Here is a 22947-nt window from a genome sequence, read left to right on the forward strand (position 1 = left end):
CAAACTTTTATTTTTATTTTATGTTAATATATTAAAATGCTTTAGGTTATCTACTGTAGATATCATATTTTTAGGTAGTCTAAATCTTTAATTCGGAGTTCATTCGTGAAAAAAAACTCGGCCTTTCATAATACTCAATATTCACCAAAAGTAGTTAGAAGAGACTATTCAAAAGTTCATAACAAATATAACCCCTTAAATTTACCAGGGATTCAAGTAAACGCTTATAAGCAGTTTCTTGAAAAAGAATTAGAAGAGATCATCGGATCATACTTCCCAATCAAATCACCAAACGGAAAATATTCTGTGGAATTCCACGGAATGAAGATCCTTGATCCACAGATCACAAAAGAAGAAGCTAGTGCAGAATCAAAAACCTATGATGCTAGCTTATATGTTAATTTATCTTTAGTAAACCACCAAACTGGGACAGTAAAAAAGATCAGTAAAAAATCAGCTAAATCAAAGGCTGAAGGGATCTATTTTGCTGATATTCCATTGATGACCGAAAACGGAGCTTTCATTGTTAATGGGATTGAAAAGTTTGTTGTTGCTCAGATCGTGAGATCACCAGGTGCTTACATTCTAAATAAGTCACAAGTTAAACTATCTAACTCAAGAAAACGTAACCAAGAAGGTTATATCTGTGAAGTATTCCCTTCTAAGGGAACATTAATGTTGTTCTATATTGCTGAAAACAAAGACTTTGTTCAAGCAGTTGTGCGTGATGTTGGTGGTGAAAGTGCTAAGGTATTTTCAATTACGACATTGCTTAAAGCCTTTGGTTTAAGTGAGATTAAGATTAAAGAGATCTTTAATAATAATGATTACATCTTAAGATCATTAGAATCTGAGTTTTATAATGAAAAACAAATTCTTAATGAAGCTGATATCGCGCAATTAATCCGCGATATCGAATCAGACCGCATTAGCAAAGTTAAATCTTTACCGATTGATCAAAAATGAAAGAACTTAGTTTTAGATTGATACAAACTGAACCAAGAAAAGCAAGAACTACTAAACTCATCTAACCCAAATCCAACTAAGATCGAGTCTTTAAACACCCACATCGGTGTTGTTTTAAGAAAACTAATCTGTGAAAAGGCTGCTAAACACGTAATTCAAGAACTATCAATCTCAACAAGAAGTCTTGATAACGTTTCACAAAAAGAAGAGATCTCTTACCAATCAATCTTATTACAACACTTCTTCCAAAAGAAACGTTATGACCTATCTTCAGCAGGTCGTCACAAATTCGTTCGTAAACTAAGAGTTTCTGAACGTTTATACCAACGAACAATTGCTCAAGATATTAAAGATCTTGATGGTAATGTTGTAATTAAGCAAGGGACGTTAATGCTTAAAGAACAACTTGATTTATTTAAACGTTTATCAAAAGAAAAACGTTTAGATATCATCAAGCAGATCGATTTCATTAACCCAGAACTTAATACGCAATTTACTGATGTAAATACGTATGAAGAAGTTCAGATTTATGTTAATAATGATCTAAGAAATGAAACAACCCAAATTATTGGGATCGATGGATCTAATGAATCGATTGAAACTTTAACTTTAGCTGATCTAATTTCGATCGTTTCATATATTGTTAACTTACCATTCAATATCGGTTTATATGACGATATTGATCATTTAGGCAATAAGCGTTTAAAACTAATTAACGAACTATTAAAATCTAAAGTTCAAACCGGAATGATGCGGATTGAAAAATACATCAAAGATAAGTTACAAACTGCAGATGGTAATAATAAGTTAGCTGATCAAGATGCTGAAAACGATCCTGATTCAGATCTTGGTACTAAGAGTAGTAATGATCTAACTGTGAAATCAGTTATTAATCCAAAACCATTCCAAATCGTGATTAAAGATTTCTTTAACACGCACCAATTAACCCAATTCTTAGACCAACAAAACCCATTATCTGAATTAACTAATAAGAGAAGAATTTCAGCAATGGGTCCTGGGGGGATCTCACGGGAAGACCCTAACTTAGATATTCGTGACGTTCACTACTCTCACTATGGAAGAATCTGTCCGATTGAAACCCCTGAAGGGATGAACATCGGTTTGATTATGTCATTAGCGTTTTATGCGACCATTGATAAGAACGGTTTCTTAATGACCCCTTATCTAAAAGTAGAAAACGGTAAGATTACAGATAAAGTTGAACACTTAACTGCACTAAGAGAAGATGAATATATTATTGCAGAAGCTTCTTCTTATATGGATGTTGCTAAAGATGGAACGATTAATAACGAAAAGATTATTGCTAGATATCGTTCATCTCAAGATCTATATGACCCTAAGCAAGTTGATTATATCGACGTTTCACCAAAACAAGTTGTTTCAGTAGCAGCTTCATTAATTCCGTTTTTAGAAAACGATGACTCGTCTCGGGCTTTGATGGGTGCAAACATGCAACGTCAAGCTACACCTTTACTAAAACCTTACTCTCCATTAGTTGGGACTGGTGTTGAGTATAAGATCGCTCAAGACTCAGGGATGTTAGTAACTGCTAAAAATCCTGGAACAGTTACTTATGTTGATGCAAGTAAGATCACTGTTAAAGGTGAAGATAATAAATCAACTGATTACAACTTATTAAAGTTTGTTAAATCAAATAAGAACACTTGTTATAACCAATCACCGATCGTTGCTGTTGGTGATAAGATTGAAACTAACCAAGCTTTAGCTGATGGTCCATCAATGAAAAATGGTGAGCTCGCACTAGGACAAAACGTTCTAGTTGGTTTTACTACTTGAAGTGGTTATAACTACGAAGACGCAGTGATTATCTCTGACCGTTTATTTAAGGACGATGTTTATTCATCAATTCATATCGATGAATACACGATCGAATGTTTAAGAACTAAAAACGGTGATGAAGAAATTACTAGAGATATTCCAAATATCTCAGAATCAGCTAAGCGCTACCTTGATGAAGAAGGTGTGATTATGGTTGGGGCTGAAGTTAAAGAAGGTGATATCTTAGTAGGGAAAACTTCACCAAAAGGTCAAGTTGAACTAACCCCTGAAGAAAAACTGATCCAAGCAATCTTAGGTGATAAGGTAAAACAAGTTCGTGAATCATCACTAAAAGTACCAAACGGTGGTGATGGGATCGTTGCTGGAATCAAGCGTTTTAGTATTGCTAATGGTGATGAATTAGAAGATGACGTTTTAGAACTAGTTAAGGTTTACGTAGTTCAAAAACGAAAGATTCAGATCGGTGATAAGGTTGCTGGTAGACACGGTAACAAGGGGATTATTTCTAAGATCGTTGCCCAAGAAGATATGCCTCACCTTGAAGATGGAACCCCACTTGATATCTTATTAAACCCATTAGGGGTGCCTAGCCGGATGAATATTGGTCAGATCTTTGAATTACATTTAGGTTATGCAGCTAGAAAGTTAGCTAAAGCTAAATTAATTGAAGCTTGTTTTGATAAGAAACTAGCTGATCAATTAGACACAGTATTTGGTTTAGAAAAATCAAAAACTCAAAGTTTAATTAAAAACCTAGTTGAGCATATGAAATCAATTGGGGTAACTAGTCTTGCACAAACTAAGAACCGCGTTCGTACGATCGATATTGATATCGTACTAAAACAATTAGGTTTAACTTATGATGATTTAGCATTTAAGATTGCCACACCAGTATTTGAAGGTGTGAATATGGAAGATCTAAAAGCAATCATGTCAGAAGCTGGGATCGACCCTGATAAGACTGAAGGTAAGTTTAAACTGATCGATGGTCGAACTGGTGAACCGTTTGAAAAACCAATCTCAGTTGGTATCATGTACATGTTAAAACTTGACCACATGGTTGATGATAAGATTCACGCCAGAGCAGTTGGTCCTTATTCTAAGATTACCCAACAACCACTAGGTGGTAAGTCACAAAACGGTGGTCAAAGATTTGGGGAGATGGAAGTGTGAGCACTTCAAGCTTATGGTGCTGCGCATAACTTAAGAGAGATCTTAACGATTAAATCAGATGACGTTAGGGGAAGAAATATGACCTACAACGCGATCGTTAAAGGGTTAAGTATTCCAGAACCTGGTGTACCTGAATCATTTAAGTTATTAACTAAAGAACTTCAAGGTTTAGGAATGACGCTTAATGTGTTGTATGATGATGATTCAATCGAAAATATTAATAATATCTCTGTAGTCGACGAAAGTCTAGAACCAAAAATCCACGATGCCGAGTTTGACACATTTACTTTGGATGACTACAACGACGATAACTTCTAATCGATAACAGTAATTAAAAAGATATGGATAAGCTAAACAAAAAAAATAAAAATAAACGAATTCGTGGTTTGCAAATCTCGATTGCTTCAGCTGAAGAGATGAGATCTTGATCTCATGGTGAAGTAAAAAAACCTGAAACAATTAACTATAAATCATTAAAACCTGAAACTGATGGTTTATTTGATGAAGCAATCTTTGGACCTGTCAAAGACTTTGAATGTGCTTGTGGTAAATATAAAAAGATCAAACACCGTGGTCGTACTTGTGAAAAATGTGGTGTTGAGATTACTGAATCAATCGTAAGAAGAGAACGAATGGGTCATATTGATCTTGCTGTTCCAGTAGCTCACATCTGAATGACTAAAGAATTACCTTCACCTTCAAAGATCTCTTTAGTATTAGATGTTTCTTATAAAGAAGTTGAAGAGGTAGTTTACTTTGTAAACTACATTATCTTAAACCCGGGGAATTCAAAAAACCCGGTTTTCAAGTTTAAAGAAGTTGTCGATCTATCTGGTAAGGGCTCTAAATCTGCCAGAATTAAGTTACGTAAAGTTTTACGTGAAATTAAAGATAAGCACCAAGCTGATAAACATTCAATCATTTATAAACGCGCATCAGATTATTACAACAAACTAAAAGAGTCACACCTACCGTTTTCAATCGATGAAGTTGCTAAATTCATTGAAACACACACAGGAATTAGATTAGGGATCGGTGCTGAAGCGATCTTAGAACTATTAGAAGGTGTTGATCTACAAAAAGAATATGACTTAATTAATGAAGAATTAAATTCATATTCAAAAGATTTAAAAGCTAATAAAGAAGATCAAAAAGTTAAAAGAGCACTACGTCGTTTAGAAACGATTAAGTGATTAAAAGAATCTGGAATCAAAGCATCTAATATGATCTTAAAAGTGATTCCAGTTACCCCACCTGACACTAGACCGATCATCCAATTAGATGGGGCGCGCTTTACTACTAGTGATATTAATAACTTCTATCGCCGAATCATTATTCGTAATGAACGGTTAAAGAAGATTATTGAACTACGTGCACCTTCTGTTATTCTTAATAATGAAAAAAGAATGCTTCAAGAAGTGGTTGATGCATTATTTGATAATGCTTCAAGAAAAAAACCGATTACTGCAAAAGACAAACGTCCACTTAAATCATTAACTGATCGCTTAAAAGGTAAACAAGGTTTATTCAGACAAAACCTATTAGGTAAACGGGTAGACTATTCTGGTCGTTCAGTAATTGTGATCGGTCCTGAACTTAAGATGTATGAAGTAGGAATTCCTGCTCCTATGATCTTAAAGTTGTTCAAACCATTCATTATTCGCGAACTAATTATGCGCTTTAATGAAGATGGTCAAGAGATCAAACCGATCGCACCAAACATTAAGATTGCTGAACAGATGATCGCCCAAAAATCTGAACGAATTTGGGATATCGTTGATAAGGTAATTAAAGAAAGACCAGTATTACTTAATCGGGCGCCAACATTACACCGATTAGGGATCCAAGCTTTTGAACCTAAGATTGTTGATGGGAAAGCAATCCGCTTACACCCATTAGTAACAACTGCTTTTAACGCTGACTTTGACGGTGACCAGATGGCTGTTCACGTGCCAATTTCTAAAGAAGCAGTTGCTGAAGCTAGAGCAATTATGTTAGCTTCTTGACATATCTTAGGGCCAAAAGATGGTAAGCCAGTAGCTACTCCAACCCAAGATATGGTATTAGGTAACTACTACTTAACCACTGAAAAACGTAATGAAAAAGGTGAAGGGTTAATCTTCTCAGACTTTGATCAAGTAATCTTAGCTTATGAAGCTAAACAAGTATCAATTCACGCTTTAATTGGGTTATCAACCAAATGTTTAACAAAAAAACCATTTGCTAAACAAGGGATCGTAATTACAACTGTTGGTAAAGCGATCATGAACTCAATTATGCCTGAAGAGATGGCTTATCTAAACGATGGTGATAATTTATTAGAACTTGATGAATCTAATATCGTTTTTGCTGGTGAAGATTTCAAGCAAAAACTAGCTAAACGCCCACTTTACAAACCATTCGGCAAAAAAACATTATCTAAGATTATTGAGATTCTTTATAAGAATTTCCCACTTCAAAAAGTGCCACAAGTTCTTGATAAGATCAAAGAATTTGGTTTCAAATACTCAACACTATCATCAACAACAATCTCAGTCTTTGATATCCCAAGATATGATAACAAGCAAGAATACATTACTAAAGCTAATGAGATGATTGCTAAGCTAAAACACATGTATCAAAAAGGATTACTAACTGATGATGAACGTTATACGAAAGTAATTCGTTTATGAGCTGATGTTAAAGATAATGTATCTAGAGATATTAAAGAGATCATTACCCGTCCTGAGTATAAAGAAAACTCAATCGTGGTGATTGCTGACTCTGGTGCTAGAGGTAATATCTCAAACTTCACTCAGTTATTTGGGATGAGAGGATTGATGTCTAAGTCATATAACTATGACCAAAAGATCAAATCACAAGTAATCCGTGATACGATTGAAGTTCCAATTAAACACTCGTTTATTGAAGGATTAACGATTAATGAATACTTCAACTCTTCTTATGGGGCACGTAAGGGGATGACTGATATTGCGATGAAGACATCAAAATCTGGTTATATGACTAGAAAATTAGTTGATGCAGCGCAAGAAGTGATCATTAATGATTCTGACTGTAACACCAATAAGGGAATCGTGGTATCAGTGGTATCAACGATTACCAACTCTTTAGATGGCGGGGTCGTTGAAACTTTAAGTGAAAGAATCGTTACTAGATATACGATCGACCCAATTTATGATGAAAAAACTAAAGAACTATTAGTTGATGCTGATACACTAATTACTAGTGAGTTAGCTGAAAAGATTGCTAAAGCAAACGTAACTAAAGCACTAATTCGTTCACCGATTTACTGCCAATCAACTAAAGGGTTATGTCAGAAGTGTTTTGGTAATGACTTAACTACAAACGACCTTGTTCAGATTGGAACTGCGATCGGGGTGATTGCTGCACAATCAATCGGTGAACCAGGAACTCAGTTAACAATGAGAACGTTCCACACTGGTGGTACGGCAAATGAAGGTAATATTACTCAAGGGTTTGAACGACTAAAACAGATCTTTGATGTAGTCTCACCAAAAGAATGAGAATTAGCTACGATTGCTGAAAATGAAGGGGTTGTTGAATCGATCACTTCAGATGCAACTGCTAGAATCATTCGCATTAAAACCAGATTAGAAGCTGAAGAATACCGTGTTCCGTTTGATGCTGTAATCTCAGTTAACCCTAAAGATGTTGTGTACCCAGGTTCTAAACTAACTGAAGGTTCGATCGACATCAAGCACTTATTACGGGTTGCTGGGATTGAAACAGTAAGACAGTACTTCTTAGAAGAAGTGCAAAAAGTTTATCGTTTACAAGGGATTGAAATTGCTGATAAGTACGTTGAAGTAACGATCAGACAATTAACAAACAAACTTCAAGTAATCGATGTTGGTGATTCTGATTATTTCGTGGGTCAAACTGTTGATATCAACAAGTTTAGAAAAGAAGTGACGAATATGTTAATCGCCAACAAACGCCCACCAGTAGCAATTAACCAAGTATTTGGGTTAGATGAAGCTCCAGCTAAGACTGGTTCATTCCTATCAGCAGCTTCATTCCAAGACACCAAAAAGATCCTTACTGATGCTGCTGTAAAAAATCAGATTGACTACTTAGTTGGTCTGAAAGAAAACGTGATCTTAGGTAACTTAATTCCAGCTGGTACTGGATTTATGAGTTCTGAAGAGATCATTAAAGCTGGTGAAGAAGCTTTAGAAAAAGAATATTAAAATCAAGTTTAATCCATAAATATTCCTATATTTATGGTTTTTCTTTTATTACCTACAGATAAAATGTCTAGTGTATAATAAAAGCTATTAATAATTTGATGAACTTTTATTAATGAAGAAAAAAACAAAGTTACTCGTTACTTTTGGTCTTAGTTTATCATTAATCGGAACTGTTGCAGCTGGTACGGGGATCACCCTTTATAAGAAACAGCAAGAAGCAGAAAAAGAATTAATTCGGAGACAAAGTGACATTCATAAAGCATCAGGTTCTCAACCAGGTGAACCGATTGGTCAAGGTATTCTTGACGATGAGATAGCTCACCAAGCTAAGTACAAAGCCCAAGAAAGTAATGATTCTGGATTAGCTTTAATTAATAAACCTAATCTACAGAATAATCCCAATCTTTTTGTTGCCAGTCATTCGATCCAACGACAATTAGATGCTTTAGCAGCTAGAAAAGTTAATGATTCAAACAACAAGATTATTGAATCAGATATCTCTAGTTATCTAATTAGTTTATATGATCGCAACAACAAGATGTTTAGCTTCATAAAAGAACGACTAAACATAAGATCATATAATAGTGCTGATTTCTTATCTTTATCAATTGATACAGCTTATTTAATTAAGAATGAAGCAGAACAACCTAAAGATCTTTGGATTAATAATCGAAAACTATCGATTAATTCTAAAACAACTTTAGAACTATCAATCTATACTGATCGCAATCCAGCGTTCTTTAAAAAAGCCAAGGCTTTCTTAACAAACGATCATAAATTAAATTGATCAGTTGATAAGATCTATTTCAACTTAAAATCGCTTGATGGTGCTTATAGTCAAAGTTGATCGTTAGATAACTTTGTTTTTAACCAAACTGATTCTGCACTTAATGCTAAGATTAGTCATGTGAAGAATGGTTATTCAGAATATGATGCGATTAATAACTTTGTTGGGACGAACAAACTATTAAATAATCGTCTTGATCAAACTGTTTTAAAAGATTCGTTACGCCGTAATTTTGAAGATAAATTTAATTTAGCTAAAAAGTACGCAGGTTACATTTACCAATTTAGTAAGTGGGTGATTAATCACCGCACACAAGCATTTAATTTAACAAACTTCATCCAAGATAATGCGCAAACATTAACTGAGATTATCATCTATGGATTACAAGAAGGATTAAAAACTAATGATGTTAACCAATTAAAACCGTTAGTGCTTGATCTATTAACTTCTTATTCAGCTAATAAACAATCAAAAACACTTTACCGGATTATTATTGAATATAAAGATCAGATCATTAAGTTCTTAACCCAAAATAATCTAGTTAATATTAGTGCTTACCAAAATCTGATTGATAACTTCTTTAATTCGATCGATCAAAAAGATCCAATTAAAGCTGAAACTGAATTTAGGGATAAGATCGTTGAATTCGTTCCAACGATCAAAGAACTAGTTAAAGAAGATAGTTCCTTCTATCCTTATATCGAATTACTAGTTAAGATCTTATCAACACCAAAACCTTATTTCATTGATTCGATCATTAAAGATCCAACCGTGTTTCAAGCGATCTTAGATTTTGCTTATGATCGTTTAGTAAGTGCATTTGATCAACCACTTAAAGATCTACTGATCAATAGTAAGAATGCGATCTACGCATTATTGATGGATAATAATAAACGTTCTTTTAATGAACTATTAATCCGGTTTTTTATTGATGATTTCAGATCAATTTTTGGGTTATTAAAAACATTTAATATCACCTTTGATTTTAGTAACCCAACAACGAAGTTCTTTTTTGATACTTTCATCTTAAACAATAATTTAGTTAAAGGGCTTATTGGACTTGAAAGTATCGTGAGTGTTGTTAGTGATCTACTTGAACTAATTAGTCCCCAAAGTTTAGCTAAGATTACACTAACCCCATTAAAAACTAACCAAACAAATAATATTCAGTTAATCTCAACAGCAAATGAACTAAAAGTTGCCAACCTAGATTATGGTTATTTATTAAACCTAAATCACATTAGTATTAAGAACTCAACAGTTAAAAAAATACTAAACCTAATTCCACCATATTTAAATGTCCAAACGATCTTAAACCAATTTATTACTGATAAAGGGCTTAATAAAGCAGCTGATCAAGCTGTAGAAGAAGCTAAGAAGATTAGTGGTGCTGGGATCGCAATTTATGGAGTGAACAATTTTAAAAACGAAGTTCTTCGTAACTTAAGAACGTTCTTAGCTCAGATTGCTAATGTTAATGTCAAACAACTGATCACAGAGATGATCTATGGGAATCTAACCTTTGATGATAAGGATGATTTCATCAACTTAAATGGATCAATTAAGATCTCAATTAAAGGTAATAATATCCAAGTTTTGCCTTATTACACCCAAGTGAATCAGCAAACGATCTTTAATTACCAATTACTAGGGATCACTAAAGAGATCGATCTATCTAAATTGGTGAATAATTCAAAATTATTAACTGAAAATTATACCGATCCTAGACCACTAATTCCTTACCAAGATCTATCCAAAAAACTTTTTGCTATCACTAGATCATTTTATCAATCACTAAAAGGGACTTTAAACAACCAACCAATTCGGATCATTGATAATTTAGTATTAAAATTTGGTCAAAAGATCATCTTAGATCAAAACAATGAAAGAAACCGAGTGGTGAAAAACGCTTATGATCCTAACCTATTAATTGTTGATCTATCAACTAAAAAAGGATTAGAGATCACCAAAGAGGATGTCACTAAGAACTGGATCGTTTCAGATACGAATAACATTATTATCGATTCAAAGGTTTTAAACCAATTTAATAACTTAATTAAGCCAATCGGGATTGCTAATCGTTATCTAACTCAAGCGATCCGTCCATTTAGTACGGGTGAATTAAAAGGATCATTAGCAATCAACTTTGATCTAATGGTTATTTTTATTAAGATTAATATCCCAATTACGGTAAACCTATCAATGGAACAAAGGATCTTGGGATATGATCTATTAGTTCCATATAATGTGGCTAATGATGCTGATCCAAATAACGTTAAGTTTATCAACAAAGTTTCTAAGCACTGAGAAGACACGATCTTTAATTTTGGTACCTAGAACTTTGTAAGCATTATCGTTGTTTTATCAAATGAAACAAATTATAATTAGTTGATAAGGCATGATCAGATTTCTGATTGATCAAAAAGTTAGTGAATTATGAACCAAAACAAGAAGAATAACCTACCAAAAAAGCCGCTTGTTAAGAATAAGGGGATTGATTTAGACGATTTTTTATCTGAAGAAATTGCCGTTTTAGATAATTTTCACTTAACTAAACCTAAAAAACAACAACCGCTTTTATTAGAAAATAAACGCGCAAAAAAGGTTAGTCAACCCGTTGTTGTCAAACCAGGTGAGAAAAAAGTTAAAGCTAAAAAAGCTAAAGTCGTGATCACTGATCCCAGGATCTTGAAAAAACGAAGTCGTTTATTAGCGATCGGTTTTAGTTTAATCGGGTTTGGGATTACTGGTCCATTATTATCGTTTGCGATCTTAAACCAGATTGACAAACAAACAGATCAATCTGCTCCGATTACAAGACCTATTGATTCACCGACCGACACGTTGCAATCATCTTCACCTCAATTCACTCACGATAACAGCTTACCAGCTTTTTATAACTCATACCAACTTAACAAACAGAGTGAGATCAATGGGATTGATCTCAGTAACCAACGAACGCTTCACGATCTACCGATCGCATCGTTCATGATTCACAACAAGCTGGTAAGATTACTTAACCAGCAACTGCATTTTAACTATTCTTGGTTATATTCAGATATTGCTTATCTAATCAGAAAAACCTATGATGAGAATAAGCAAGCATTTATTCCTTTAAAAACGACTGATCTGCAGATTACTAAATCATCAGATAATAACCCATTACATGTTTATCTAACCGCAAATTTTGAGTTTAGAAACCAAACAGATTCACCGCAAACATTTGTCTTTAGGTATTTCAACCAACGGTATGAAAAACAAATTCAACCTAAAGGAATACTTAATCTTAAATTAAGTTCACTAAGTGCATCAAATGATATTGATCCCTTAAAAGATCCAGATTACATTGGAAGTATTGATCCAGTTGATCTAGCTCCTGGGTATGGATATATTAATGCCGTTGTTACTAAAGATCTTTATCATAATTACTACTTAAATTGAAATCTATCTAATCTTGAACTATCAATGAATGATAGTAATTATCGATTTAGTAATTTCATCTTTAATAATAATGTTCCATCAATGAACATCTTATTAAAAAAGACAATTCCAGGGAAAGATCCTTATCAAGCTGCTAATGATCTAGTGGGTGAGAATAAGTTATTAAACCGTGATCTGACACCAGAACAGATCTCAAGAAACTTAAAATTTTACTTTAGTAATGAGTTTCATTCGCAAATTGAATGGTTTAATCTGATCCGTGATGTCTTTAAGTGATTAATCGTTAACAATAACACGAATAAGAAACTATACCTAGTTTTATCAGATAATGCGGCGGTGTTTGCTAAACTATTTAGTTATAACTTTATCAAACTAAATATTAATTATGCTAATTCGAAGAATGCGATCTTAAAATTAATTACTGACGCTTTATCATCTAACCCCACGATTGTTAATGCTAAAAATGTTTATGAGGTGTTATATGATAATTTTGATGCGTTCAAATTAATCCTTAACACTTATTTCTTTGACGTTTCAGCTTATAGTAATCTGATCGATTCGTTAACCAAAGATGTGAATTCGGCATTTGATTTTTACCAAAGATTATATGAATTAATGCCAATCCTAAGACAGTTGATCTCTAATTTCCCAACTAAAATTAAGTATTTTGAGATCATTGAACGGATCTTAGGTTATCGTGATGATGCGGGTAATCTGATCCCGATCCCAAGATTTAATACGTATCTAATTAATACGATCTTTGAATCAAAACGATTATTAAATGATATTTATGATCAACTATTAAATATTAGTAATGTTGATTTTGATATGGCAACAGCTAATACTAATAATGGTAGTGAAAGCTGAAGTAGGTTTACGCGGTTATTTAACTTCTTGTTTATTCAAAATCGTTCAACATTAGTTAATCTCTTTACCCAATCAACGAACTATTTTGATGATCTGATTACGTTATTTATTTCAAATAACTTTAATTTCTTATTCCAATTATTAAAGTTATTTGGGATCAACGTTAATACTTTAGACCTGTTTTTTAAAACTGCTTTAGATCTAATCTTTCTTAAAAACCCTGAGATCTTATCACGTGATAATCTTAAAGCTAAGATTATCAACTTATTTAATTGGATCATTAAAAGTTTAGATCAGACTAATATTAATAAGATTAAGTTTGGTTTATATAAACCAGAGAACTTTGATAATTTAGTTCTCACCCAATCTCCAACGACACTAAAAGTTAAAAAACTAGATCTAGGATTTAAATTAGATATCAATGGGTTACAGATCCCTTATGGGGTTTTAAGTGCGCTATTTGAGTTCTTACCTAATATTAAGATCGTTGATTTCATTAAATATATCGTTGATGATAAACGTTATGAAGAACTAAAAGAAAAGGGTTATCAACAAGCAATCAACGAAGGTTATAGTAGTTTATTAAATGCGGGTGGAATCTTTTCATTCAAATGAGCTGGTGATCCAGCTAAGAACTTCTTCTCAAGTGTCTTTGATGATATCTGAAAAAACCGGATCCTAAAAGGGGTATCAGATAATAATCGGACGATCAAAGATCTTGCTAATGAGATCTTTAGTGGAACGAATAATAATGATCCTAACCGAGTGATTGCTACGATCAACGGTGCGGGGTATTTCAAATGATCAGGTGAAAATGTTGATATCTTACCGTTTTTCGAGATCTTACCTTCAAATATCAACCAAGCTCAGATTGTTTACCAACTATATAATGTCGATCAAGAAAAAGATTTTAGTCAGATTTACCAGAACCTAAAATTACATTTCCCTAGATATTCATACCGCCAACCAGGGATTCCGTTTAGTGATCTATCTAAGAAGATCTATCAATCGATCTCTGGGATGGTTGATCAGACGTTAAATTACTCACTTAACCGGAAGTATCTAACCAAAACTCGGATCATCTTACCAGGTGGGGATGGTAAGAAAAATCACCTGATCCTGCAAGAAAATAATCCGTATGAAAATGTCGCATTATTTACGTATAATGCCAACCAATCACTGATTAATCAGTACGATCGAATGAACGAACAAGATAAACGTAAACTACGTGAACAGATCTTAATGATCACTGATCGTAGGGCGCGTGTTAAAGGGATTGATCGAGATCCAAAAACAAGAGAAACATCTTTACTACCCCAATCATTAAGAATGTTGGATTCATTAATCCAAATTAAAGGAGTTAATCCAAGTTTAGTAATTCACACCAACTGATCGTTTAGTACGATCTCAGAACGAATCTCACTAAACTTAACAACTGAAGTTAAATTTGGTTTAATCTCTAAACAGGTTTCAATTAACCTGGCATATGAAACCTTTTTATCAGCGTTTAGCTATCAAGTCTTACTACCTTACCCAATTTTAGATCTTTCTAATCCAAATAATCCTGTCTTTAAACTAAAAGAAGAGATCAGTCACTTAGTCTTTAGTTTAGAGTTATTTGGTGCGGGTGAATAGATTTAAAATAAGATATAATAATATATATAATATTAATTATACATAATTATTAAATTATTGTAATAAAACACACAAATGACACCATATCAAAAAGAGATATTTGATTATGATGATGAAGGCTTTGTTGATTCAATTTTTCATGACGATGAAACTGATCGTTTTGATGAAGATCAACAAGATCATTTTGGTTTTGACTCAAGAACGAATCGGATCAAAAAGAACGTTAATTACGATCAACACGATCTGCAAACATTAGATGTTAGCCGTAATAAAAATCGTTTTTTTGACAAGCTAGTCCGATCAACAAAAACATACAACTTCATTGCGATCTGATTAAATTTAATCTTTTTAATCACCTTTGTTTTAGCGATCGTCTTTTTTTTATCTGAACAAATTTAGTTTTCAACAATCGGAATCAACTTATGTGTCAGTTAACTTATTTTTAACAATTGCTTTAGCAGCTGTTAGTTACTTTATCAGTGTGATTTTATATGGCTTTGTTAAGATGCACAATAAACAAATTAAATATTCGTTAACTGAAAAATCCTTAGATTATTATTCGATCTTCAAGAAACTATACGTATCTTATTTCTTATTAGGTTGGATCCCACTTCTTGGGGTAATTATTAGTGTTGGATCACATATTGCGTTGCAAAACTTAGATGATTCAGATGTTAGTGATAACAACTTATGATACCAAGAATCAATTAGTGATCTCTTAATTGATATGAACGGTTATGAGAATAGTTATCGCGAATTAGAATCTAAGAAGGTCTACTTAGATCAAGAGTTGCAACGGCTTAATTATGAAAAGCAAAAACTCAATGCTAAGAAGAATGAGTTAGCAGTTGTTTCATCAAACGCGTTACCTAATTTTAAAAATTCCAAGCAACTATTAAACTACGTTAGCAACTCAGGATTTTTATCAGCTTCATTAGTTGAACAAGTTAAATCAGCAATCACCCAATTAAGAGAAGAACGTCGGAAGTTAAGAAGAGAGAATCGAAAACTACGAGCATTATTATCTAAAGCTAATAATATTGACGAACAACCTTTATTATTAACTTCATCTAATAATTTATTTAATGATGGCGAACAAGAATCATTATTTAATTTAACCGATCAGCCAAGCCGTAAAAACGAAGGGCTAAATTTAGAAAATTTCAAAGATCGTATCGATTGAATTAGTGAGAATCTTAATAACGATCGTGCAATTGTTGAGATCGGTCAAATCAAAAAAGAAACGGCTCAAAATCTGAGATCAAGAGCTCCTAAGGTTGTTAAAAAGAACAATCAACCAACCTATAAGGTTAAGATGGTAAATAATAAAAAAGAAGCCAAAGTTGGAAGGAACCAAGAAGAAAGTGATCTAACCAAACAAAGTAATCTACTAAACTTTGTTAATGCGATGGATCTGAGTGAATCAACTTTAAGTTTGGATAACTTATTTAATATTGAAGCTGATGATGAAGAAGAAACAACTTCTAATAAAACACCTCTAACCGAACCAAAAATGATCAAAGTTAAATTATCAAAAACTAACAAAGCAACTACTAAAAACCCTAATGTTGTTAAAAAAGTAACAATTAGTTAATAATTGGCTTTTTTTAGGGGTGTAGTTCAATGGTAGAACTAGGGTCTCCAAAACCTTCGATGCGGGTTCGATTCCTGTCACCCCTGCCATTAACAAGTTAATACAATCTAAATCTTGACACTGCTTAGTGTCAAGATATTTTTGTTATAAGCGTCTTATTTAGGGGATTTTTTTTAATAGTTTGCGAGTGCTTTTTAGGTTAGTTGAAATGATAGAAGCGATTCTTATTAGTTGGAACTATCATGAGCCAAAATCTTAGTGGAACTAATAATTGGAAATTAAAAAGAATTTTGTAAGACCTAGATCTAAAATTACGATGCTTATTCATTGATATCTTTATACAGATGATGAAATATCCTTTACCAAAAAATTGATAAAGAGTATGAAACACGTACATTATTCTTAAAAGATAAATGCAAAACTTTTGGACCTACAAAAGAATTACGAAACAAAGATTTTAGCATGATTAAGGCTAAATAATTAATAAAAGACCTGTGATCATTTTTTAAAAACGCTGTTGATACAACAAACATAGTATTCATTTATTGCAAATAAGCAAGATTATTGCAGTAGCAATTGCTGAGCAAAAGCAACACTAAGCAGATGACTTAAAAAGCAATAAATTAAAACTCTAAGTGATCTTAGAGAAGAGAAAAATGTGAGAACTAAAGTTGTCACAGAATAAAGGATTAGCTAATAAAAAAAGATAAATAGAAAACCATAAGTGCAATAGATAACTCTGTTAATGGGTCTTAATTTTATTGCTATTTGGCTGTTAATCATTTAAAAAGACCGATTATTTTTATATAATTTTAATGCTGCAGTTGGTTGCTGTTTTATTTAAAGCAGAGGAAAGTCCATGCTCGCACAAGCTGTGATTGCTTGTAGTGTTTGTGTAAATAAATAAAAGATAAAATTTAGCAGATTAGAATTAGTCTGACGGCGGAAAAGTTGCTAAATTGCTAAAACAACATGCAAATTATTCCATAACGTGCCACAGAGACGAGTTGAGCTCGAAAGACTCAGTATGAAACGCGGTAAACCCCTCAAGCGAGAAACCTAAATTTGGTAAGGGAACTAATAAACAAGAAACAGAATTGTTTAGAAGAATAAAAATCAAATTTTTATTAGATAAATAACCAATCAAGACAGAACATGGCTTATCGCAGCACTTAATCAGTCTTACCAATGTCAATTGGTGAGATTTTTTTTATATCTATGTATAATAAAAATCAATAACAGAGGTACCTCTTTTATCTTGGATAAAAGAAGTTGAGAAACACTCTTATGAGCTGATCTGGTTAACACCAGCGTAGCGAGTTATATCTCTCACAAGTGTGCCTCCTTATTTAAATTCAAATTTAAAAAAGGAGTTTTTTTATGTCTAAAACAATTAAAAAATTGTTTTTAATTTCAAGTTCGTTTTTATTATCTTCAGCTTTTGTTTCGTCGTGTGCAAAAGCTAATGATGCTAATAATCAAGGAACTTTACAACTAAAAGTTGATTTAAAGATCGATCATGATGCAAATGCAATCATTAATGATTATCTAAAAAATCTAAGTCAAACTGTTAGTCAAAAATTAAATAAGCCAGTTTCAATTACATCTAACTTTACAGAAGATGGTAACACCAGCATTGACCGGGTAAAATCTAATTTAACCGACCTAGCTTTTGTTTCTTCATCTGCAATCAAAACTAATGATACTGATTATATTACCAAGATCCAAACTTTAACTAGAAGTTTTAAATTCGATAACACCCCTGATTTTTACGAAGCAGGAACTCTTGATCAGAAAGCACGAAAGATCAGTGAATTATTTAACGAAATCCCTTATCGTAATTGAACTGATGAGAACAGAATGTGAGATGGTAACAAATACCAATTCTTCTATGGTCCTGAGGATGATTTAATTAGTTTTTATCGTGGAATGATCTTAATTGGTGGGGATCAAGATACATTAGCAAAGATTAAAGAAGCTTGAGCACAAAAAAACTGAGCAACATTCTCTAGTTATGGAATTGGTGGGGGTAGAACGTCATCTAATGGTCGATATATTTACCCACTAAATTTATTGAAGAAACATTTTAACGATCCGAATTTAACAATTTCTGATTATCAATCAGTAAGAGGAAGAGAAATCGGTACAAACCCAAAAGTTCATATCGTTTTTGATGATATGAATTCATTTGCATGAACACAAAATAAAAATAAAAACGTTCCTAATTACACATTCAATCCTAATGACAACAACACAAAAGTTGAGATCTTAAGTTTAACCGACCCAGCTTTATATGATATTGGTGTGTTTAATAAACGATTAACTAACGATGTGATAAATGCAGTAAGTGAAAGTATCGTTGAATTAGCAAAAAATAACCAAGATACATATGGACCAACAGTTGGTTACAATGGTTATCGTGTGATTAAAGATGTAAACAAAGAAGTTTATCAGTTTATAAACAAGGCAAATATTAATTAATGAGTAATACGAATCACATTAAGTTTTTGGATGTTTCAATCAAACACAAAAGGTATAAGGGTTTTAATGTTGATCATATCAATTTTGAATTGAAGGGTTCTGAGATTTTAATGTTGATTGGTAAATCTGGATCTGGAAAAACAACTTTACTAAACTCGATTACAGATAAAAAATTAGTTTCACAGGGTGAGATCGTTTTTAATGATCAAAATTTACCTTCTTTAAGTAAACATAAAATCAGGAAAATCGCTAAATTTATCTGTTTTTTAGATCAAATTCCTAATTTAATTCTTGATGATTATGTTTATGAAAATATCATCAGAAGTATCAGAAAACCTTGATACTATAAGTTTTTTAACATTACGCCGATTTCGGTTTTAAACAAGGTAGAAGAAGTTTTAAAAACATTAGATTTATCTGATCATATAAACAAACTGATTAAAGATCTTTCGGGAGGTCAAAAACAAAGAGTAGATATTGCTAAGATCTTTTTTCAAAAACCCAAACTATTATTAATTGATGAACCTACTACTGATTTAGATTATCTAAACTCAGAAATTGTTATTAGAGAAATCAAAAAATTATCTGAGCAATTTAAAGCCCCGGTAATCATTTCAATTCACGATCTAGAGATAGTTAAAAAATTTGCTGATAAGATCCTGATTATTCAAAATAAAAAACCAATTTTAATTAACAATTCTGCGGATCTTAATATCGATGAGATTAGAAAAAAATATGAGACATAATAAATTTTTTCAATTGTTAAAAATAAACAAATTTACCGTATTTTTTACGGTTTTTTTGTTTTTATGTATTATTTCTGCCATCGTCATTAAATTGGGGATAAACGCTCATGGATTAGCGGTTTTTAAAAACAATATCTCTAACTTCTTCAATCAATCAGCAGTTAATAAATCATCATTATTAACTAAATCTTTTGAGCAACTGTGAATAACAATAAAATATACCGCCACAGGAACCTTCATTGGATTTATCTTAGGATTCTTGTTGGGTTATTTATCTTCGTTGAGGATCACAAATAACTTCACTGCTATTTTTGTTAAATTAGGGATTATCTTTTTTAGATCGTTTCCTGTTGTTATTTTTATTAACTTATTTAACACTTCATTTAATTCAGACCTATCAGCGATAATTATTATTTCTTGATTTTCAATGTTATGGAATGCTAAATATATTGCAGATTATATCGAAAACAGCAAAGTCGAACAATTTAAGAAATTTGTTAATCGATCACAAAATCATCTTAGCTCTTTTATCAATAATATCTTCATTGATATCAAGTCAAAAATCCTAGTTCTGTTCGCTTATTCATTAGAGTCAAATTTTAGATGAACAACAATTTTATCTGCTGTGGGTTTAATTGGAATAGGTCAATTGATTAATGACCCAATTTCCATAAATAATGATTTTGCATCAACGTTGATTCCGCTTCTAGTCTTGATGGTTTTTTTATTAATCAATGAGGGAGCATTATATTTATTTGAAACATATTTAGTAGCTAGAAAATCTTACCCTAAAACAAAGAACTTAAATAAGCTATTAACAATCAAAAAATACCTAGTTTATTTAATCTTTATTTTGATTATTACTTTTAGCATATATTCAATATTTTCAATAAGGTTAAGAGTTAATAATTTGTTAATTTTTACCGACTTTTTTCAACGATTGTTTAATTTTAACAAGTCGTTTTTTGCCACTACAACTTTTAATGAAAATCCGCTTTTAATGATCATTCTTTTAACGTTACAAGCGATTCTAATTTTAGGTATAGTTTTTATCTTTAGCTTATTGTTTGCAACATTATGTTCAAACTTACTAAATAGATATGTATCGCTATTTTTTAAAGCTTTATTTTTAATCATAAGAACGATCCCTTTAATAATCGTTTTTAGATTATTTAATCCTTTATTCAACTCTGGTATTTCAACAATTGTTTTTATAGGATCGTTATATTTTTCAACTTCATTAGCTAAAAAAATCTACGTGCTAATTAATTCTATAAACTGAACAGTTGTAACTAGTTTAAAAAGCAAGCTTTACACAAATTTTGAAATCTTAAGAGTCTATATCATTCCTTCAATTAGAAAAGATTTAGTTACTGTTTATCAATTAGAGTTTGAATCGATTCTTAGAACAATAATAACCTTAGGGGCTTATGGAACATCTGTAATTGGTCAATTACTAGATATTTATATTTACAGAGGAAGCATTGAAAACCTAGGTAGTTATGTAATTAGTATTATGGTATACTTCCAGGTAATTGATTTGTTATCGATAATGGTTAGATATAAAAAATTTTTTTATACTAATAAGTAGATAATGAAGAACAAAAAAGAAAAGAACGAAGTATCAAATTACAAAAGGAATAAGATGATTCTTGCTGGAGCCATCATCGTGATCATTCTAGTAATAATCATTATCTCTATCCTTTCAATCACTGTTTGACAAAAAAGATAAAATATGGCTTTTAAAAAAAATCTAGCATCTTCTAAAGATGACAATATTTCAGACTGATATACTGAAGTAATTAGTAAAGGAAATTTAATCCATTACTCAAACATCAAAGGCTTTATGTCATTTCTTCCCAATGGTTGAAAAATTTGACAGCTAATAAAAAAAGAGCTAACTAAAGAGTTTGATCAACGTGATATTTTAGAACTTTGTTTACCATCATTAATAAGTCAGAACGATTTTTTACTAGAGAAAAAACACCTAGAAGGATTCGCTCCTGAACTTTTTATAGTTACTAAAACCAGTAACGAAACAGAAAAATATATTTTAAGACCCACTTCAGAAATTGCCTTTTGTAATCTATGACGTGAAACTTTAAGAAATTACCGTCAATTACCTATAAAACACAACCAATGAACTAGTGTTTTTAGGGTAGAAAAAAACACTCGTCCATTTCTAAGAAACAGTGAGTTCTTTTGACATGAAATTCACAGTTGTTTTGAAACAGAAGAACAATCTAATGATTTTGCAGTAGATATTTGAAAGTTATATCAAAGATTTATTAAGGATATTTTATGCATCCCTTTAGTAGCTGGTGAAAAAACTGAAGCAGAAAAATTTGCTGGAGCTAAAACCACCTATACTGTTGAAACCATTATGCCAGATGGTCAAGCGCTACAAAGTGCAACTTCTCATAATCTGTCACAAAATTTTTCTAAAGCTTTTGATATCAGATACCAAACTAAGAATAATGATTACCAAAATGTTTTTAGTATGTCAGCAGGAGTATCAACTAGAATCATTGGAGCAATCATCATGACTCACGGGGATGATGACGGGTTGGTTTTCCCAACTAAAGTTGCGCCTTATCATATTTCATTGAACTGTATTTTTGATGATACTAACCAAGAATTAAATGCCAAATTAAAAGAACTGGCTAATAAATATTCACAAAAATACCGTGTGCATTTAAATGTTAATAAAGATTCTACTGGGGAGATTATTAAGAATTCACAATTACGAGGTGATTGTTGTGTCTTATTAATGGGTCCAAACGATTTAAAGAAAAACGAAATCGTTTTCATCGATCGAATCACAAAACAAAAGCAATTTATCAACCTTGATCATTTAGATCAAAAGCTTGAAGAATTATTTAGTACTTTTGATCAAAAACTTTATCAAAAAGCCAAAGCTGTTTTTGAAACCAAAGTTGATTTTGCGCAAACGTTTGAAGAGTTTGAACAAAAGATTGCTTCTGGTAAGTTTGTTAGGGTTTTCTATTGCAATGAAGATCTTTATGAAAAACAGATAAAAGAAAAAACAGGTGCATCTTCTCGATGCATTATTAAGTACTTAGATGAACAAACACAAGAGCGTTGTTTTATTTCTAATAAAAAAGCGAAAGTGGAAATCTATTTTGCGCGTTCTTACTAAAATTTTTGATTAAATATTTGCTTTTGCATATTATATTTTCTATAGTTACTTTATTAAAAAATCAA

General features: G+C 32.0%; 11 protein-coding genes, 1 tRNA gene, 1 other RNA gene and 1 riboswitch. All 13 genes read left to right on the forward strand.

The genetic code is table 4. From position 1 onward, the window contains the following. Window positions 1–105: 105 nt before the first annotated feature. The 13 genes from rpoB (at window position 106) to proS (ending at window position 22882) form a co-directional block, all read left to right on the forward strand. The gene (rpoB, locus tag D2833_RS01245) at window positions 106–4278 is read left to right on the forward strand and encodes a DNA-directed RNA polymerase subunit beta (protein WP_117273966.1); all 4173 of its coding nucleotides are present in this window, start codon (window positions 106–108) and stop codon (window positions 4276–4278) included. Between the two features lie 23 nt (window positions 4279–4301). Continuing rightward, complete coding sequence (gene rpoC, locus D2833_RS01250; RefSeq protein ID WP_027333219.1) at window positions 4302–8171, forward strand: DNA-directed RNA polymerase subunit beta'; 3870 nt, start codon at window positions 4302–4304, stop codon at window positions 8169–8171. A 112-nt stretch (window positions 8172–8283) separates the two neighbouring features. Further along, window positions 8284–11295: a P116 family lipid acquisition surface protein gene (locus D2833_RS01255; RefSeq protein WP_117273969.1), complete on the forward strand. Its 3012-nt coding sequence runs from the start codon at window positions 8284–8286 to the stop codon at window positions 11293–11295. A gap of 99 nt (window positions 11296–11394) precedes the next feature. Beyond that, a complete protein-coding gene (locus D2833_RS01260) occupies window positions 11395–14901 on the forward strand; it encodes a P116 family lipid acquisition surface protein (RefSeq protein ID WP_027333221.1) in 3507 nt (1168 codons plus the stop codon). Window positions 14902–14976: 75 nt separating this feature from the next. Continuing rightward, window positions 14977–15300, forward strand: coding sequence for a hypothetical protein (locus D2833_RS04205; protein WP_231992482.1), 324 nt, complete (start codon window positions 14977–14979; stop codon window positions 15298–15300). A 25-nt stretch (window positions 15301–15325) separates the two neighbouring features. After that, entirely contained in the window at window positions 15326–16495 is a 1170-nt protein-coding gene (locus D2833_RS01265) for a hypothetical protein (protein WP_231992483.1), read from the forward strand. 15 nt (window positions 16496–16510) lie between these two features. Further along, window positions 16511–16584: transfer RNA gene (locus D2833_RS01270), tRNA-Trp, on the forward strand. A 727-nt stretch (window positions 16585–17311) separates the two neighbouring features. Beyond that, window positions 17312–17663: RNase P RNA component class B (gene rnpB / locus D2833_RS01275), an RNA gene on the forward strand. A 62-nt stretch (window positions 17664–17725) separates the two neighbouring features. Next, a riboswitch (TPP riboswitch) is annotated at window positions 17726–17831 on the forward strand. Window positions 17832–17875: 44 nt separating this feature from the next. After that, window positions 17876–18976, forward strand: coding sequence for an ABC transporter thiamine pyrophosphate-binding lipoprotein p37/Cypl (gene cypl, locus D2833_RS01280; RefSeq protein WP_011884033.1), 1101 nt, complete (start codon window positions 17876–17878; stop codon window positions 18974–18976). Then, on the forward strand, window positions 18976–19722 hold the full coding sequence (locus D2833_RS01285) for an ATP-binding cassette domain-containing protein (protein ID WP_027333222.1): 747 nt from the start codon (window positions 18976–18978) through the stop codon (window positions 19720–19722). The genes cypl and D2833_RS01285 overlap by 1 nt, the downstream gene beginning before the upstream one ends. A gap of 55 nt (window positions 19723–19777) precedes the next feature. Further along, window positions 19778–21313: an ABC transporter permease gene (locus D2833_RS01290; RefSeq protein ID WP_231992484.1), complete on the forward strand. Its 1536-nt coding sequence runs from the start codon at window positions 19778–19780 to the stop codon at window positions 21311–21313. A gap of 3 nt (window positions 21314–21316) precedes the next feature. Beyond that, on the forward strand, window positions 21317–21454 hold the full coding sequence (locus D2833_RS04075; protein WP_155242176.1) for a hypothetical protein: 138 nt from the start codon (window positions 21317–21319) through the stop codon (window positions 21452–21454). Between the two features lie 3 nt (window positions 21455–21457). Further along, on the forward strand, window positions 21458–22882 hold the full coding sequence (gene proS / locus D2833_RS01295; RefSeq protein WP_011113463.1) for a proline--tRNA ligase: 1425 nt from the start codon (window positions 21458–21460) through the stop codon (window positions 22880–22882). The last annotated feature ends 65 nt before the right edge of the window (window positions 22883–22947 follow it).

Origin of the sequence: Mycoplasmoides gallisepticum (genome assembly GCF_900476085.1) — a bacterium.
Classification (GTDB): domain Bacteria; phylum Bacillota_I; class Bacilli_A; order Mycoplasmatales; family Mycoplasmoidaceae; genus Mycoplasmoides; species Mycoplasmoides gallisepticum.